Raw genomic sequence first — 16427 nt, forward strand, 5'->3', positions numbered from 1 at the left:
GCCTTACCACTCACGAGGGTCAGCGGGGCGGTGGTGCTTGTCGAGGGACCCGGGGGTCAGCCGGTGAGGCGGGCGGCCGAGCCGGGGAGTTCGCGGTTCGCCTCGTCGAGGCGGTGGGCGATCACCCGGCAGGCCCGGCAGGCGGCGACGTGGCCGGCGACGGCGTCCGCCCGGCGCGGCGGCAGTGCGCCGCGGACCCAGGCGCCCATCCGGCGGCGCGGTTCGCGGCAGGCCGGCTCTTCCGGCTCGGGTACCTGGACCTGCAGATAGGCCTGCCGCAGGCCTTCCCGCGCCCGCATCGCCAGCGCCGCGACGCTGTTCGGCGACAGCCCCAGCGAAGGGGCCACCTCCGTCGGGGTGCCGCCCTCGGCCTCGGTGCGCCACAGCACCGTCCGCCACCGGCCGGGCAGCGTGCAGTAGGCCGACCAGACGAGCCGGGCGTTCGACCGGTGCAGGGCGAGCTCGTCGGCACCGGTCGACCGCCCGGACTCGGGGACGGTGGCCCACAGCTCCACCCGGTTGCGCTGCCGGCTCCACCGGGCCACCAGGTTGCGCAGGGTCACCACGAGGTAGGGCCGCAGGTCTCCCTGCGGCCCGCCGCCGGCCCGCACGATCGTCAGGACCCGGGCGAACGTCTCGGCCACGAGATCGTCCCGCTCGGCGGGCTGCCGCGCCCACGCGCCGGCGGTCCGCCACAGCGGCTCGGCGTGCCGCCGGAAGAGCCGCCCGGCCGCGTCGAGATCCCCCGCCCGCAGGGCGGCGAGCAGCACCGCGTCCGGCACGTCGTCGGCTGGTTCCATGACCTCCGGGTACCCCGAGTAAGAGGTACAGCGATGTCCGTAATCGCCGGTCAGCCCGATCGGGTGGTTTGACCCGTCCGCCGATTATCGGGATTTCGGGCGGCTCAGACCGCGAACACCTGGTCATCGTCGGCGAAGGCCTTGAACTCCAGGGCGTTGCCCGCCGGGTCGAGCAGGAACATCGTCCACTGCTCACCGGCCTGCCCCGCGAACCGGACGTACGGCTCGATCACGAACTGCGTGCCCGCGGCACGCAGGCGCTCGGCGAGCGCCTGGAACTGCGGGACGGTGAGGATCAGGCCGAAGTGCGGCACCGGCACGTCGTGGCCGTCGACCGGGTTGTGGACGCGGTCCGGCCCGGCCGGCGCCAGGTGCGTGACGAACTGGTGGCCGTGCAGGTTCCAGTCGACCCAGGCGTCCGCGCTGCGGCCCTGCTCGAGGCCGAGGACCTCGCCGTAGAACCGCCGGGCGGCGGTCAGGTCGTCGACGGGCATCGCCAGGTGGAAGCGGGGGAGAGTCATGTCTGAATGTTAACATTGAGACATGAGTGCTCACGTGGCTCCCGCCCGCCGCCGCGGGCTGGCCGACGAGGTGGCCGACCGCATCCGCGACGCGATCTTCGACGGCGGGTACGCGCCGGGCAGCCAGCTGCGCGAGGTGGAGCTGGCGGGGGCGCTCGGCGTCAGCCGCGGGCCGGTCCGGGAGGCACTGCTCAAGCTGGAACGCGAGGGGCTGGTCCGCGGCGAGTGGCACCGGGGCACCACCGTCACCGCGTTGTCCGAAGTGGACGTCGCCGAGCTGGACAGCCTGCGGGCGGCGCTCGAACAGCTCGCCGTGGCCCTGGTGGTGGACCGGGCGCCCGACCTGGCGGAGATCGACGCCGTCGTCGCCCGCATGGACCGGGCGGCCGACGAGCACGAGATGGTCCGCTGCGACCTCGCCTTCCACGACGCGGTCTACGCCGCCGCGGGCCACCGCCGCCTGCGCGAAGCGTGGGAGGCGATCCGCTCCCAGGTGCACCTGTTCCTGCTGACGCGCATCGGCCTGGAGTCCGAGGGCTACCTCGCGGGCATCCCCGCCGAGCACCGCGAGCTCGCCGAGGCGCTGCGCGCGGGGAATCGGGACGCGGCGCTGGAGCTGTTCGCCGTGCACCGCCGGCGTGCCTCCGAGGTGCTGCGCGGCTCAGAGCACTAGGTCCGCCGGGCCGCCGATCTCCCGCACCTCGCCCGTGGATTCCTGGCGCTCCAGCGGGTCCGCGTCCGGCAGCTCGCCGAACGACAGGCCGGTCAGCTCGGCGATCCGGCGCACCGGCACCTGGTACGTGCGGTACGCGCCGTAGTCGAACTCCGTCGCCGCCTCCAGGCCGTGGATGAGTTCTTCCTGGCTCAGCAGGTACGCCGTCGCCGAGAGGGTGCCGTCGGCCTTCACCATCGCGACGACCTTCCAGAACTGGCGGGGCAGCTGCACGCCGCGGTACCGGTCGTCGTCGGCGGCGAGGACCGGGCCGGTCACCACGCTGACCTTGAGGTCGAAGGTGTCCGCGTTGTTCAGCACGTAGTCCTCGAGCCCGGCCCAGGTCGTCTTGTTCTGGTTGAAGTCCTTGTGCTGCGGCGAGCAGTTCGTGAAGTGGAACGTGTCGTCGTTGCCCAGCTGCGCGATCGCCTCGGTCGCGCCCCACGCCGGGTCGAGGCGGCGGACCAGGTGCCCGCGATCGAGGGGGTTGTCCCGGTAGATCTCCTCGCCGACCTGCTCGGTGACGGCGACCCGCGGGTCGAGCGACCAGTGGTCGGCTTCGCGCCGCAGCGCCCGGTTGGTGCGCCCGTCGATGTTGACCGCGGTGAACATCGCCAGCCGCCGTTCCCGGTGCATGACGACGCTGAAGTGGTGGTACGGCAGGACGTACCGCGGCTCGCCGGTGGCCTGCCGGTTGATCGCCGCCAGCGGGAGCAGCGCGTCGGACAGCCCGGGCAGCGGGACGACGTGCCCGGGCAGGAAGGCCGGGTCGTACCCCTCGCGGTTCGAGTAGTCGGGGTCGATCCGCCCGGCCACCGGTTCGGCGCGCAAGCGGATGTCGAACGGCATCGAGAGCGTCAGCACCGGCGAAGCACCCGAAGCGCCGTTGCCGGCGGCCGGCTGCGCGCGCTCGGGACGGGTGGCCAGCTGGTCGAGCAGCGCCCGCTGCGCCGGGGCGAACGGCTGCTCCCGCAGGAACTTCAGCAGCTTGCTGACCCGGATGCCTTCGTTGAGGTACCCGCCGTACTCCGCGTGGCCCGCCGCCGGGACGCTCGCGTGGTGCAGCGCCACGATCTCCCACTGGTCGTTGAACACCGGCGAGCCGGACGACCCGGGTTCGGTGTCGGTTTCGTAGTGCAGGAATTCGTCGAGGACGTCGACGACCCGGTTTTCCCGCAGCGCGACCTGTTTCTTGCCGCCGCCGGGGTGCTGGACGATGGTGACGAAGTCGCCGACGATCGCCTTGCCTTCGCTGGCGATCAGCCGGTTGAACCCGAAGGGACGCAGCTCGTCCGCGGTCGCCCGCACCGCCACGAGCGCGAAATCGAGCGCCCGGTCGGCGGCGAAGAAGCGGTCCGGGTCCAGCGCGAACGCCCGCACCGGCCGGGGCAGGCCGTCGATGCCGTCCTGGTAGTCGAACTCGATGAGGCTGAACCCGGCGGCCTCGGCGTCCGGCAGCACGTGGTGGTTGGTCAGCAGCAGGTCCGGCGACACGAGCGATCCCGTGCCGTAGCCGACGAGCCGGCCTTGGGCGTTCCGGATGTTCACCCGGCCGACGGCGGCCGACGCCGTGACCCCGCCTTCGAGGTAGCCCACGCCGAGCAGGTCGTCGGTGAGCACGATGCGTTCGAGGATGGCGCCGGCGGCCGTCATCGCCGCCGGGTCCCCGGCCGCGATCGCCGCCGGGCTCACCGGCCGGACGTCGGGGTAGTAGCGGCCGAGCCGGTCGATCCGGGTCGCCACCCGGCTCGGCTCGTCGGCCTCGGCGATGCCGCCGGGCTTGCGCAGCAACGCGATCTTGGCCTGCCGCTGTCCGGTACGCTCCGCGGCCCGCGCGGCCGCGGCCTGCTCCTGCTCGGACTGCCGGTCCGTCTTGACGTCCACGATGCCTCCCCGCGAGCGAGCCGGAAACATCGCGTTAGTCGCGGCACCGGAGAGCGCGTTACACGATTCGCGGCGCGTCGCGGGGAGCTCTTTTTCACTCACGCACGCACGGGCAGCACGATCGCCGACGCGTGCGCGGGGTCGTGGTGGACCTCCTGGTCCGCGGCGCGCAGCGTGACGGCGGTGGCGTGCGGCTCGCCGGTACCGGGATTGCGGGCGTAGCGCGGGAAAGCGCCGCTGGAGACCTGGACGCGGATGCGGTGCCCGCGCCGGAACCGGTGCGCCGTCGGCCACAGCCGGACGGTGACGGCGGCGAGCTCGTCCGCGTCGCGCAGGCTGGTGAGGCCGTCGCAGACGTTGACCGACCGGCCGTCCGGGCCGACGTCGCAGAGCCGGACGAAGACGTCGGCGAACCGCAGGCCGGAGCGGAACCAGATCTCCGCGTGCACGTCCCCGATCACTTCCACGTCCTCGCCGAGCACGGCCGTGGTGTAGGTCAGGACGTCGGCGCGCGCTTCGAGCGCCGCGTTGTCCACTCGGCCCGCGTCGGGCGCCATGCGCACGCCGCCGGCCGCCGGGGTCGGGTCCGCCGGGTCGTAGCGGTAGCGGTCCGGCGCGGACTCGCCGGGGACGCCCCGGCGCCAGCGTGCCGCCGGCCTGCAGGTGGAACCGCTGCGGCGCATAGCCTTCCGGCGGCCAGGACGCGAAGTCCCGCCAGGCTTCCTCGCCCATGACGAACAACCGGACCGGCGCCCGCTCCGGCGGTTCCACGCCGCGCGCGTGCGCGAGCCCGAATTCGAGGGTCTCCCGCAGCGAGACGCTCGCGCCGGTGAGCAGGTCGCCGGCGTGGGTCCACGGCCCGACCGTGAGCCGCGGCCGCCGTCCGGCGTCCTGCAGGGTCCGGAAGTCGCGGAGCTGGCCGGGCAGGAAGATGTCGTACCACCCGGCGATCGAGCTGACCGGCACGGTGACGCCGTCGACCCGGCCCCGGTGGTCGATCGCCGCCCACCGCGGGCTCGTCTCGGGGTGGGCGAGGACGTCCTGGAGGTAGTCCGAGCGGTGGCCGATGGCGACGACGTCGGCCTGGGCGAGTGGCAGCGTGTTCAGCGCCCGGCGCACCTTTTTCGCCTGGCTGCGCCGCCGAAGCAGCGCGAAGCGGCGCTCCTGGGTGGCGACCTGGACACCCCAGCCGAACGGTGTCTCCAGCGAAAGGCCGTCCTCCCGCAGGAACTCCAGCGTCAGCCCGGATTCGGTGATGTGCGGGACCATCGCCTTGACCTGCGGCGGCAGGCGATCGGCCACCGCCCACTGCACGTAACCCAGGTAGCTGGCGCCGGTGAGCACGATCGCGTCGCCGAACCAGGGCTGCCGCACGACCCAGTCCAGCGTCGCGGCGCCGTCCTCGTGCTCCTGCCGCAGCGGATCGAAGACACCGCCGGAGCCGAAGCCGCCGCGGGTGCTCTGGATCAGCACCTGGAACCCGCGTTCGGCCAGGGGACGCGCCAGGATCGCGCCGAACACGCCCCGGCGGCCGTACGGCGTGCGCACCAGCGCGGTCGGGAGCCCGGCCGCGCCCCCGCGCGGCGCCCAGTGGTCGGCGAGCAGTTCGGCGCCGTCGGGCATCGGGACGCGCAGGTTCCGCTGGACGGTGAGGCGCCGGGTGGCCGGCGCGGGCAGCTTCAGCAGGCGTTCGACGAGACGGCTGATCACCGGCCGGCCTCCTTCGTGATCATCGCGGTGACGACCGTGTGCATCCGCTGCAGCCGGCCGGCGAACTCTTCGGGGTCGAGCGGGTCCGGCCCGTCGACGACCCACGCGTTGACGACCGCCCCGGCCCCGCCGGTCAGGAAGGTGGCCAGGTCTTCGACGCTCTCGGCGTCGAGCCGCCCGCCGAACGCGCGGCCGAGGTTCTCCCGGTTGACCGGCAGGAACAGGCCGGTCAGCGCCTTGGTGAGGGCGAACGCGGACGCCCCGGTCAGCAGCGCGCGGTAGAAGCGCCGGTACCGGGCGAAGTGCCGGCCCAGCGCCAGCAGCGACGCGCGTTCGCCGTCGGGGACCGCGAGATCGGCGAGCTCGCCGAGCAGCTCGCGCCGGACGAGGTCGAGCGCGGCCTCCAGCAGCAGCGTGTCGCGGTCGCCGAACTGCTGGTACAGCACCTGGCGGCTGACGTCCGCGGCTTCGGCGATCTCGGACACCGGGACGGCGGTGGAGTCGCGTTCGGACACGAGCTCGACCGCCGCCCGCATCAGCGCCGCGCGCGACCGGCGCACCCGCCGGTCTTTCGACGGGGCTTCGGTGGTCCAGTCGTCGATCACCCGTCCGATAATGGACAGGTGTCAATAAAATGGCAAGTGTTCTCTAGCGCTGCCCTTCCGCCGGGATGCGAGGATGCGGCCATGTCTTCGACCATGCGGGCCTTCGTGCTCACCGGGCCGCGGGAGTGTTCGGTCCAGGAGGTGCCGGTGCCGCGGGCCGTGGCGGGGGAGGTCGTCGTCGATGTCGAACGCGCCGGGGTGTGCGGTACCGACGTCGAGTTCTTCACCGGCGCCATGGCCTACCTCCACCAGGGGCACTCCGCCTACCCGATGCGGCTCGGCCACGAGTGGGCGGGCACGGTCACGGAGGTGGGTGAGGGCGTGGACCCGGCCTGGCTCGGCCGCCGCGTCATGGGCGACACCATGCTCGGCGACCGGACCTGCCGCCGGTGCCGCCGCGGGCACCAGCACACCTGCGAACGCCGTCAGGAGGTCGGCATCCGGGGTGGCCGGGCCGGGGCGCTGGCCGAACGGCTCGCCGTTCCCGCGTGGTCGCTGCACGCCCTGCCCGACCCGGTGGACGCCGTGCTCGGCGCGCTGGTCGAACCCGGCGGCAACGCCCTGCGCGCGGCCCGCGCGACCGGGGCAGGCGCGGGAGACCGGGCGCTGGTGCTGGGACCGGGGACGATCGGGCTGCTCACCGCGATGTTCCTGCGTGCGGCGGGCGCCGAAGTGCACCTGCTGGGCGTCGATTCCCTCGACTTCGCCCGCGGCCTCGGCTTCGCGCACACCTGGACCCGGGAAACGCTGCCCGGCGCGCCCTTCGACGCGGTCGTCGACGCGACCGGCGCCGCCGGCTCACCCGCGCTGGCGGTGGAGCTGGTGGAGCCCGCCGGCCGGGTCGTCTACATCGGACTGTCCGGGCAGCCCAGCTCCCTCGACACCCGCGCGCTGGTGCTGAAGGACGTCACGGCGGTCGGTGTCCTGTCCGGGTCGCCGGGCCTGGCCGAGACGATCGCGGCGTACGCGAGCGGTGCCGTCGACCCGCGCCCGCTCGTCGCGGCCACCGTGGGCCTCGGTGACGTCGGAGCGGTGCTCGCGGGCGAGTGGATCGGCGGCGCGGGCCCGAAAGTCCACATCGACCCGCGCCGCTGAGGCGCTCAGAGCTGCTCGAAGAACCCCAGCAGTGCCGCGGTCACCTCGGCCGGGCGTTCCATCTGGACCCAGTGCCCGGCGTCCGGGACGTCGACGACACCACGCAGGTCGGTCGCGGCCCGGGCGATGCGGCTGCTGTCGGTGAACGCGCGAGTGAGGTCGCCGTCGCCGCACAGGTAGAAGGCCGGCCGGGTGATCGGCGTGTCGCGCCACGCGGCCAGGAGCTCCCAGTTGCGGTCGATGTTGCGGTACCAGTTGAGCCCGCCGGTGAATCCGGAGCGGCCGAACGCCTCGACGGCCGCGTCGACGTCGTCCTCGCTCAGCCAGGCCGGCAGCGTGGCCGGCTCGGTGAAGCGGTCGAGGAAGCCCTCGCCGTCCCGCACGACCGGGGCTTCCGCGGCCCCGCCGAGCAGCTTGCGGAACGTCGTGCGCAGGTCGGCGCCGAACTCGGCCTCGGCGACGCCGGGGCGCTGGAAGTAGTTCTGGTAGAAGCCGTCGCCGAACCGCTCGCGCAGCAGGCTCAGCGGCGGCGCGGGGGCACGGAGGGCCGGCGGCACGCTGAGGCCGGCGACGCCGCGGACCACGTCGGGACGCAGCAGCGCGGTGTGCCACGCGACGGGCGCGCCCCAGTCGTGGCCCACCACGATCGCCTCCCGCTCGCCGAGCGCGTGGATCAGCCCGACGACGTCGCCGACGAGGTGCAGGAGCGTGTACTGGCTCGCGTCCGCGGGGCAGTCGGTGCCGCCGTACCCGCGCTGGTCGGGCGCCACGACGTGGTAGCCCGCGCCGGCCAGCGGACCCAGCTGGTGCCGCCACGAGTGCGCCGTCTCCGGCCAGCCGTGCAGCAGCAGCACGAGCGGGCCGCTGCCCTGCTCGGCGATCTGCATGCGGAGCCCGCCGACCTCGACGGTCCGGTGCGTGAGCATTCGCTTCCCCTGTTCGCCGGTGTCCACTCCGGACCGTACGGCAGGACGCCGGGGGAGGCCGCCCGCCGGCGTCGTTTCCGCAGATCACCGAACCGGTGCTGTGACAGGGTTCTCAGGCGCTCGGCGAGGCGAGTGTCGTCGGCCGGGTGCGCCCGCGCAGGGTGACGTCTCCGGTCGCCGTCCACCGCGCGGCTTCCGGCTCGGCCGCGGCCTGGACCGCCGTCCAGGAGGCGAGCAGGCGGCCGGGAGCGTTCTTGGCCAGCTCGGTCAGGCGGGCGGCTTCGTTGACCGGGTCGCCGATCACCGTGTATTCGAAGCGGCGCGGGTCGCCGACGTTCCCGGCCACCGCGTCCCCGGTGGCCACCCCGATCCCGGCCGGGCCGTCCGGCACCTCGGCGGCCAGCCGGCGGGCGATCGCGCGGCCGGCGGCCAGTGCGCAGCTGGCGTGGTCGCCCAGCGGCGCGGGGGCGCCGAAGACGGCGAGCGCGGCGTCGCCGACGAACTTGTTGACCAGGCCGTGGTGCCGGTCGACCTCGTCGACCACCACCGCGAAGAACCGGTTGAGCAGCCCGACGACCTCCTCCGGCGGGCGGCTCGCGGCCAGCGCCGTCGACCCGACGAGGTCGACGAACAGCACCGAGACCGTGCGGACCGTGCCGCCCAGCTCGGCCGGGGTGCGCATGGCCTCGACCGCGACTTCGTGACCGACGTGTTTGCCGAACAGGTCGCGCAGCCGTTCGCGTTCGGCGAGTCCCGCCGTCATGTCGTTGAACCCGGCCTGCAGCAACCCCAGTTCGGTGCCGTCGTAAACCGGGATTTCGACGCTGAAGTCCCCGGCGCGGACGCGCCCGAGCGCGTGGCGGACCGAGGAGATCGGGTTCACCACCGAGCGGGCGGTGAACACGGTGACCAGCAGCCCGAAGCACAGCACGACCAGCCCGAGCGCGATCACCGACACGGCGAGCTTCGTGGTGGAGACGTCGCCGCGCACCCAGGCCAGCGCCGCGGTGACCACCAGCCCGGCCACCGGCACCCCGGTCCCGAGGCACCAGAACAGCAGCATCCGCCGGTTGACCCCGCCGTTGACCGGCCGCGGCGGCGTGGTGCCCGTCAGCGCCAGTGCCGCGTACGGCCGCAGGGCGAATTCGCCGAACAGGTAGGCGATCGCGCAGACGACGACCGCGGCGAAGGCGACGACGAGGAACGCGGTGAGCGCGACCGACGGCTGCAGCACCGCGGCGAGGCCGCCGAAGACGAGCGTCGCAACACCCCACAACACGGCTTGCATGCGCGTCAGCCGCATCGGGACAGCCAGGCTCGCGGCGCGTTCGGCGTCGGTCGGCCGGCGTCCGTCGGACGCCCAGCGCAGCGTCCGGAGGGCGCCGCGGGTGCCCCACAGCGTGCCGGCGACGACCGCCGACACGACGTACACGGGTACTGCGACCGTGGTGACGCGGACGAGCTCGCCGGACATCCCGGGCGCCGGCATGAGCAGGGCCGCGAGGCCGGCCACGATCAGCGCGCCGATTACGTTCGTGGCGATCAAAGCGGCCGTGAGCAGGCGTTGGACACGCCGGCGCAACGCGGTGGCGTGCTGGTCGAGCGGCCCGAGCAGGCCGGAGCCGAACGGCTCCGCGGGGGAGCGTCCTGAGGTCACGATTTGAGTGTACGGTCGTTCACTGAAAAGACCGGAGGCGGGTACCGCAAGTATGTGTTACGGTTGGTAACAGTGAACTTGGGTAACACCTGACGAGGAGGTCGGTCGTGACGAGCATCAGCGAATCGGGCGTGTCGGACCGGGAGACCGTGGCGCGGCGGCTGCTCGACTCGTCGGAGCAGCTGTCCTACGACCCGGTCAAGGAGGTCGACTGGGAAACGCCGCTGGACACCGATTACCACGGCGCCAGCCCGGAGTGGAGCACGCTGTACGGCACCTCCTACTGGGCGGACATGACGCCGGAGCAGCAGCGCGAGCTGACCCGCCAGGAGGCGGCGTCGGTGGCCAGCACCGGGATCTGGTTCGAAATGATCCTGCAGCAGATGGTCCTGCGCGACTTCTACGCCAAGGACCCCACCGATCCGGCGTTCCAGTGGGCGCTGACCGAGATCGCCGACGAGTGCCGCCACTCGATCATGTTCGCCCGCGGCGCGGCGAAGCTGCGGGCGCCCGCCTACCGGCCGCGCCGGTTCGTCGTCGAGCTGGGTCGCGTCTTCAAGGCCACCGCGACCGGCGAAGCCGCCTACGCGGCGATCCTCGTGGCCGAAGAGGTCCTCGACGTCATGCAGCGCGACTGGATGCGCGACGAGCGGGTGGTCCCGTTCGTGCGCACCATCAACAATATCCACGTCGTGGAGGAGTCGCGGCACATGAAGTTCGCCCGCGAGGAGACCCGCGAGCGGCTGCGCGGCGCCGGGTGGCTGCGGCGGCAGATCAACGGCCTGGTCGTCGCGATCGCGTCGTACTTCATCGTGACGAGCATGGTGAACGGCAAGGTCTACGAGAACGCGGGGCTCGACGGCAAGCGGGCGCGGCGCGAGGCGAAGGCGAACGAGCACCACAAGTCGATGCTGCGCTCGAGCTGTTCCGGGCTGATGGAGTTCCTGCACTCGGCCGGCCTGCTGACCAAGCCGTCGCTGTGGTTCTACAAACGAGCGAACCTGATCTGACATGGCCTTCGCGATCACGCAGACCTGCTGCACCGACGCGTCCTGCGTGTCGGTGTGCCCGGTCAACTGCATCCACCCGACGCCGGACGAGCCCGCCTTCGGGACCACGGACCTGCTCTACATCGACCCGGACACCTGCATCGACTGCGGTGCCTGCGCCGACGCCTGCCCGGTGGACGCGATCTTCCCGGCCGGGGAGCTGACCGGGCCGCTGCGGGCGTACGAGGAGATCAACGCGGAGTACTACGCGGGCCGGGACGTGCTGGCCGAGGTTTCGGCCGCGCCGAACTTCCACCGGTGGTCTCCGCCGTCGTTCGCGCGGGTGCTGCCGAGCGACTTCGCGCCGCTGGACGTCGCGGTCGTCGGGACCGGCCCGGCGGGGATGTACGCGGTGGAGGACCTGCTGCTGCACACGAACGCCCGCGTGACGCTGATCGACCGCCTGCCGGTGGCCGGCGGCCTGATCCGCTACGGCGTCGCGCCGGATCACCCGTCGACGAAGAAGATCGGCGAGACGTTCGCGCGGTTCCACGACCACCCGCGGCTGCGCCTGCGGCTCGGCGTCACGGCCGGCCCCGACCTGGCGGATCGCCACGACGCGGTGATCTACGCGGTCGGGGCGACGGAGCCCCGGCGCCTCGGCATCCCGGGCGAGGACCTGCCCGGCAGCTGGCCGGCCGCGACGGTGGTCGGCTGGTACAACGGCCACCCGGAGGTGACGCCGCCGGACCTGTCCACCGAGCGGGTCGTCGTGGTGGGCGCGGGCAACGTGGCCCTGGACATCGCCCGGATCCTCACCGCCGACCCGGACGCGCCGTCGAGCACGTCGATCGCGCCGGACGCGCTGGCGCGGTTGCGGTCGTCGAAGGTCCGCGAGGTGGTGCTGCTGGCCCGCCGCGGCCCGGAGACGGCCGCGTACACGCGTCCGGAGTTGCTGGCCCTGGCCGCGCGGGGCGGCTTGGTGGTGGACGAGGACGCGCGCGTGGCGGCGGCGATCGACGGCGCGGCGCCGGGGGAGAAGGCAGCGTGGCTGCGGGGCGTGCCGCGGGAGCGGGTGGACTGGTCTTCGCCGCCGTCGCCGGAGGGCCGCCGGATCGTGCTGCGGTTCCACTCGGCGCCGGTGGCGTTCGAGGGTGACACGGAGGTCCGCGCCGTGCGGACGTCGGACGGCGCCGAGATCCCGGCGGGCCGCGTGATCCGGGCGGCGGGGTTCCGCGGGGCGCCGGTGCCGGGCCTTCCGTTCGACGACGAGGCGGGGATCGTGCCCAACACGGCGGGCCGGGTGCCGGGGCGGCCGGGCGTGTACGTGGCGGGCTGGATCAAGCGCGGGCCGTCGGGCGGGATCGGCGCGAACAAGGCGTGCGCGAGGGAAACGGTCGGATCACTCCTGGAGGACGCGGTGGCCGGGCGGCTTCCGGCGCGGCGGAAAGCGAAGCTGTTCGGCCGCGCCTGAACGGTTGCCGGATGCAGTGAATGACTCATTCCTGGCGTCGGATGCCAGGAATGAGTCATTCATGACGTGGGAGGGAGCGGGCTAGCGGCACCAGTGCGGGCCGGTCGTCCAGCCCAGCAGCCGCCGTCCCGGGCCGTCCGGCAGCGTGCCGTCCGGGGAAAACCGCGCGCCCGACACGACCGCGGCCAAGCCGGTCACCGCCGGGCCGAACCGATCCCGCAACCCCGCCTGCGCCACCAGCTCGTCCAGCCGCGCCACGGCCGCCCGCTGCTCCTCCTCCGTACAGAAGCTCAGGAAGAAGATCGCCTGCCGCCACGCGTACGCGATGTTCTTGAGCAGCTGCCGGTTCCACGAGCGCTGTCCCGCCAGGCGGCGCACCACCCACGTGAAGACCTGCGCCGCCGGCTCGAGACCCAGGCGCGACCGCAGCTCCAGCGTCTCCGTCAACACCGCCAGGTTGTGCGTCGTGAGGATCTGGCTCTGCTCGATCACCATCCCGTTGCCCGCCACCGACCGCCGTCGCCGTCCGGCGCGGGCCTCGCAGACCGCCGCGAAGTCGTCCGCCGTGCGGCGCAGCAGCCTGCGCGGTGGGGCCGGCCACTCGTCCGGCAGGTCGTAGTAGCGGGCGTACAGCGTGCCCGCCATGATGCGGCTGGTCGCGGCCGCCGCCGTGCGCCACTTCCCGGTGAACGTGCCCACGAAGATGTCGGCCGCCAGTTCCTCCAGCAGCGGCATCGGCAGCCCCGCCTGCTTCGCCAGCGCGCCGAGCTCGCGCACCAGCGGGTTCGGCAGGATCGCCTGCGGGAACGAGCCGAGCGCCAGCAGCACCGTCTGCGTCAGCGTCTGCCGCGCGGCCCTCGCGACGTCGGGACGCCGGGCCCGGAACGGCTCCAGGGCGCGGATCCACGGCAGCTCTTCGAGCCGGACCTGGTGCTCGAGGTCGAGCAGCAGCAGCCCGCGGCGACGGCGGAAGGCCGCGTACGTCTGCGCGTAGAGCGCCGCCAGCCGCTCGTCCTCGACGTTCGCCGCCATCAGCTGCGCGGTGATCTGCGGCAGCACCGCCGCCAGGACGTCGCCCGAGGGGATCACGCCCCGCGCGACCAGCTCCTCGACCGGCGCCTCCAGCGCGCGCGCCACCTTCGCGACCAGGTGCGGCGGGACGGCGTCCGCCTCGACGACCGGGTCGAGCGCCGGGAGGCCGCCGTCGCCGGGGTAGGCGTCGAGCCGCCCGGCCAGGACGGCCGCGAGTTCGGCGTGCGTCGGGCGCGCGGCCACCGCGGCCTGCGCCGCCCGCAGGGCCGCCCGCCGTTCCGAACCCGGCTCGCCGTGCTTGGTGATCGTGTTGGCCAGCGCCCGGCGGATCCAGCCGACGTCGCGCCCGGTGAGCCGCGCGCTCGCGAACCGGCAGAGCGTCAGTGCCCGGTACAGCCGCGCGAAGTTGCCCTTCGGCTGCCGGTGGGCGGTCGAGGCCCGGTGCCGCGCGCACGCCGTCGCGTAGTCCGCGAGCCACTGCGCCCGCCGCGACCCCCACCCCTCGGGCCAGGTCCGGCACGGCCAGCCACCGGTGACGCCGTCCTCGGTCAGCCGCGGCAGGTCGCCCTCGACCGTTTCCGCCCAGAGGGCGACCAGCCGGTCGTACAGCGGGTGCCACACGCGCAGCGTCTCCAGCATCGCCGCGATCGCGGGCCGGGTCGTCGCCGACCGCAGCGTCTCGCGCACCTCGCCGACCGTGGCCAGCCGCACCAGCGCGCCCGACGGCCGCGGTGCCGCGCCGGGCAGCGGGGCCAGGCGCAGCCGGTGCAGCAGCGGCCGCAGCTCGGCGACCAGGTCGAGGGCGGCCTCGGCGTGCCCGTGGTCGAGCAGCCACGCGACCACCGGGAGCGCGGCGTCCTCCGGGACCTCCACCCGGTAGGCCTCGGTGGCCAGTGCCGCGCGCAGGACGGCGAGCCCGGCGTCGGTGAGGTACCCGAGGTTGACGCGCTCGCGGTCGGTGGTGCCCGGAGTTTCGCTCGGCACGGCGGCGAGTTCCTCCGGCCGCACCGGAACTTCGGCGAGGTACCGGCCGGTGGCGAACCCGCCGTGCGCGACTTCGAGGGTCACCCAGGCCGGGGTGCCCGCCACCGGGGTCCGCGAGCCGATGTCCAGTGTCCCGCCGGCCATGCCGGCGAGCACCGCCCGCCACCGCGCGGCCTTGGCGTGGGCGCGGCGGCGGACCGCGGTGTCCGTTGTGGACGAAGCGGTGCGCAGCGCGCGTTCCAGCTGCCCGTAGGCGTAACCGGGTGACGCCTCCTGTGCCATGTGGACTCCCCCTGAGGAAAAAACCGAGACTTGGAGGCAGGAATCGAACCTGCGCCTTCCCGGAGAACAGCCGGGTGTTCTGCCTGCTGAACTACTCCAAGCTGCGGGAGACATGGAGGCGGGACTCGAACCCGCGCCCCCCGGTCCGAGCCGGGCGATCTGCCGCTGATCCACTCCATGCGATTCCCCGCACCGGAAGGGTAAGCCGCGGTGGGGGCGCGGGGCGACCGACTTTCCGGGCCGTCGCCGGGCTCGCCGGGGTCGCCGTCCGGGGTTACGATTAATCTGAATCAAAGTCAGATTCAGGTTGGGGAGCGGATGACCGAGAGCCGGCTGCGCCGGGTGCCGCGCCAGGCACGGTCGCGCGAGAAGGTCGCCAAGGTGCTCGCGGCCGCCGATCGCCTGCTCGGCGAAGAAGGCGTCGAAGCGCTGACGACGACCCGCGTGGCCGCCGAGGCCGGCGTCTCGGTGGGCGCCCTGTACCAGTACCTGCCGGATCGCGACGCCATCGCCGAGGCGCTGGGGGAGCTCTACCTCGCCCGCCTGGAAGAGCTGATGGACTCCTTCGCCGAGCAGGCGGCCCGGGAGGAGTGGACCGATCCGGTCGGCCTGCTCGTCGACGCTTTCGCCGGGCTCTACCGCGCCGAACCCGGGTTCCGCGCGCTGTGGTTCGGCCGCGGCCTCACCGACGGAACCCGGGAAGCCGACCTCGCGCACAAGCGCGTGATGGCCACCGGCGTGCACCGGATCCTCGTCGCGCAGCACCTGCTGTACGACGACTACGAGGCCGCCGTGGCGTGCCGCACGGCGTTCCTCGCCGCCGATGCCGTGATCCAGGAGGCGTTCCGCGGCGACGGCTCCCCGGAACTCCTGGAGCCGGTCAAGACGATGCTGCGTGCGTACCTCGGGCAGCAGCCCCGGCCGTAGCGACGAGGAACTCCTCGCCCCGCACGACGCGGAGCCCGTCGGCGCGGTCCGCGAAGTACCGCGCATCCAGCTCGGCGCCCGAGACGTGCACCGCGTCCCGGAACCCGGCTTCACGGGCCATCGCCAGCATTTCCGCGGGGGAGAAGGAACTGACGAACGGTGTCCCCGCCGCCTCCGCACGGCGTGCGGTGGCCAGGTGGCGGGCGCGCTCGCCCTCGTCGAGGAGGCCGGCCGGCAGCATGAACGTCATCGCCAGCGTGGTGCCGGGGGCGAACCCGGCGATCCGGCGCAGCGTGGCCGCGTTCGCCTCCTTCGACAGGTACATGCTGACGCCGGTGGACGCCACGACCGCCGGTTCGTCCGGGGCGAAGCCCGCGGCGGCGAGCCGGTCCCACCACGGCGTCGTCTCGAAGTCGACCGGCACGAAGTGCAGCCAGTCCGGCACCCCGAGGCCGAGTTCGGCCAGCCGCGCGCGTTTCCAGGCCTGCGGGCCCGGCTGGTCCACTTCGAACACGCGCAGGCGGGACGCGATTTCCGGGCGCCGCTGGGCGAAGGTGTCCAGCCCGGCCCCGAGGATCACGTACTGGCCGACACCCCGGCCGGCCTGCTCGGCGACCAGGTCCTCGACGAACCGGGCCCGGGCCACCATGCCGGCCCGGTAGCGGCCGGCGGTGGCCGGGTCCATGTCGTCGCGCTGCCGCCAGCCCGCGCCCGGGCCGGCCAGCCGCAGGCCGAGCTCGTCGGCGAAGACGTGCGGCGGCGGATCGACGGCGACGTGCAGGGCCCGCCACAACGCGGTGCGCACCGCCGTGCTGTCCGGCGCGGCCAC

At 73.7% G+C, this 16427-nt stretch carries 13 protein-coding genes, 2 tRNA genes and 1 pseudogene; 5 read left to right on the forward strand and 11 right to left on the reverse strand.

The features are described 5' to 3' along the window. Positions 1-56 precede the first annotated feature (56 nt). Positions 57-800, reverse strand: coding sequence for a sigma-70 family RNA polymerase sigma factor (locus ACFPLC_RS32635; RefSeq protein ID WP_378201808.1), 744 nt, complete (start codon positions 798-800; stop codon positions 57-59). A gap of 104 nt (positions 801-904) precedes the next feature. Next, positions 905-1321 carry a VOC family protein gene (locus ACFPLC_RS32640; protein WP_378201805.1) on the reverse strand — a complete coding sequence of 139 codons (417 nt, stop codon included), beginning with the start codon at positions 1319-1321 and terminating at the stop codon, positions 905-907. Between the two features lie 22 nt (positions 1322-1343). Here ACFPLC_RS32640 and ACFPLC_RS32645 point away from each other — a divergent pair, with 22 nt between their 5' ends. Further along, positions 1344-1994, forward strand: a complete 651-nt coding sequence (locus ACFPLC_RS32645; RefSeq protein WP_378201802.1) for a GntR family transcriptional regulator — start codon at positions 1344-1346, stop codon at positions 1992-1994. On the opposite strand, the gene ACFPLC_RS32650 is transcribed toward ACFPLC_RS32645, so the two are convergent. The 3 genes and pseudogenes from ACFPLC_RS32650 to ACFPLC_RS32660 all read right to left on the reverse strand — a co-directional run bounded on the left by ACFPLC_RS32650 (position 1983) and on the right by ACFPLC_RS32660 (position 6232). Further along, positions 1983-3917 carry a DNA/RNA non-specific endonuclease gene (locus tag ACFPLC_RS32650; RefSeq protein WP_378201799.1) on the reverse strand — a complete coding sequence of 645 codons (1935 nt, stop codon included), beginning with the start codon at positions 3915-3917 and terminating at the stop codon, positions 1983-1985. The two genes, ACFPLC_RS32645 and ACFPLC_RS32650, sit on opposite strands and share 12 nt — an antisense overlap. A 98-nt stretch (positions 3918-4015) precedes the next feature. Further along, positions 4016-5627, reverse strand: a pseudogene (locus tag ACFPLC_RS32655) (CocE/NonD family hydrolase). Then, positions 5624-6232: a TetR/AcrR family transcriptional regulator gene (locus ACFPLC_RS32660; protein ID WP_378201796.1), complete on the reverse strand. Its 609-nt coding sequence runs from the start codon at positions 6230-6232 to the stop codon at positions 5624-5626. Before ACFPLC_RS32660 ends, ACFPLC_RS32655 begins: the two are co-directional and overlap by 4 nt. 81 nt (positions 6233-6313) lie before the next feature. On the opposite strand from ACFPLC_RS32660, the gene ACFPLC_RS32665 reads away from it, so the two are divergent. Beyond that, entirely contained in the window at positions 6314-7327 is a 1014-nt protein-coding gene (locus tag ACFPLC_RS32665; protein ID WP_378201793.1) for a zinc-dependent alcohol dehydrogenase, read from the forward strand. A 5-nt stretch (positions 7328-7332) separates the two neighbouring features. On the opposite strand, the gene ACFPLC_RS32670 is transcribed toward ACFPLC_RS32665, so the two are convergent. Then, complete coding sequence (locus ACFPLC_RS32670; protein ID WP_378236003.1) at positions 7333-8280, reverse strand: alpha/beta fold hydrolase; 948 nt, start codon at positions 8278-8280, stop codon at positions 7333-7335. A gap of 85 nt (positions 8281-8365) precedes the next feature. Further along, positions 8366-9910: an adenylate/guanylate cyclase domain-containing protein gene (locus tag ACFPLC_RS32675; protein ID WP_378201787.1), complete on the reverse strand. Its 1545-nt coding sequence runs from the start codon at positions 9908-9910 to the stop codon at positions 8366-8368. Between the two features lie 107 nt (positions 9911-10017). Here ACFPLC_RS32675 and ACFPLC_RS32680 point away from each other — a divergent pair, with 107 nt between their 5' ends. Then, a complete protein-coding gene (locus ACFPLC_RS32680) occupies positions 10018-10920 on the forward strand; it encodes an AurF N-oxygenase family protein (protein ID WP_378201784.1) in 903 nt (300 codons plus the stop codon). Between the two features lies 1 nt (position 10921). After that, positions 10922-12373 carry an FAD-dependent oxidoreductase gene (locus ACFPLC_RS32685; protein WP_378201781.1) on the forward strand — a complete coding sequence of 484 codons (1452 nt, stop codon included), beginning with the start codon at positions 10922-10924 and terminating at the stop codon, positions 12371-12373. A gap of 81 nt (positions 12374-12454) precedes the next feature. Here the strand turns inward: ACFPLC_RS32685 and ACFPLC_RS32690 are convergent, their stop codons facing one another. From ACFPLC_RS32690 to ACFPLC_RS32700, 3 genes are all read right to left on the reverse strand, one after another. After that, on the reverse strand, positions 12455-14671 hold the full coding sequence (locus ACFPLC_RS32690; RefSeq protein WP_378201778.1) for a hypothetical protein: 2217 nt from the start codon (positions 14669-14671) through the stop codon (positions 12455-12457). A gap of 28 nt (positions 14672-14699) precedes the next feature. Further along, positions 14700-14772: transfer RNA gene (locus ACFPLC_RS32695), tRNA-Asn, on the reverse strand. Between the two features lie 9 nt (positions 14773-14781). Then, positions 14782-14851 (reverse strand) — tRNA-OTHER (locus tag ACFPLC_RS32700). Between the two features lie 138 nt (positions 14852-14989). On the opposite strand from ACFPLC_RS32700, the gene ACFPLC_RS32705 reads away from it, so the two are divergent. Further along, the gene (locus ACFPLC_RS32705; RefSeq protein WP_378201775.1) at positions 14990-15598 is read left to right on the forward strand and encodes a TetR/AcrR family transcriptional regulator; all 609 of its coding nucleotides are present in this window, start codon (positions 14990-14992) and stop codon (positions 15596-15598) included. On the opposite strand, the gene ACFPLC_RS32710 is transcribed toward ACFPLC_RS32705, so the two are convergent. Beyond that, a complete protein-coding gene (locus ACFPLC_RS32710; protein WP_378202013.1) occupies positions 15552-16427 on the reverse strand; it encodes a class I SAM-dependent methyltransferase in 876 nt (291 codons plus the stop codon). The two genes, ACFPLC_RS32705 and ACFPLC_RS32710, sit on opposite strands and share 47 nt — an antisense overlap.

Origin of the sequence: Amycolatopsis plumensis (assembly GCF_042652605.1) — a bacterium.
Taxonomy (GTDB): domain Bacteria; phylum Actinomycetota; class Actinomycetes; order Mycobacteriales; family Pseudonocardiaceae; genus Amycolatopsis; species Amycolatopsis plumensis.

Bases quoted from the DNA above. Each gene is read 5' to 3' on its own strand.
- ACFPLC_RS32640 (WP_378201805.1), bottom strand. From the start codon at position 1,321: ATGACTCTCCCCCGCTTCCACCTGGCGATGCCCGTCGACGACCTGACC.
- ACFPLC_RS32635 (WP_378201808.1), bottom strand. From the start codon at position 800: ATGGAACCAGCCGACGACGTGCCGGACGCGGTGCTGCTCGCCGCCCTG.
- ACFPLC_RS32665 (WP_378201793.1), top strand. From the start codon at position 6,314: ATGTCTTCGACCATGCGGGCCTTCGTGCTCACCGGGCCGCGGGAGTGT.
- ACFPLC_RS32645 (WP_378201802.1), top strand. From the start codon at position 1,344: ATGAGTGCTCACGTGGCTCCCGCCCGCCGCCGCGGGCTGGCCGACGAG.
- ACFPLC_RS32685 (WP_378201781.1), top strand. From the start codon at position 10,922: ATGGCCTTCGCGATCACGCAGACCTGCTGCACCGACGCGTCCTGCGTG.
- ACFPLC_RS32705 (WP_378201775.1), top strand. From the start codon at position 14,990: ATGACCGAGAGCCGGCTGCGCCGGGTGCCGCGCCAGGCACGGTCGCGC.
- ACFPLC_RS32690 (WP_378201778.1), bottom strand. From the start codon at position 14,671: ATGGCACAGGAGGCGTCACCCGGTTACGCCTACGGGCAGCTGGAACGC.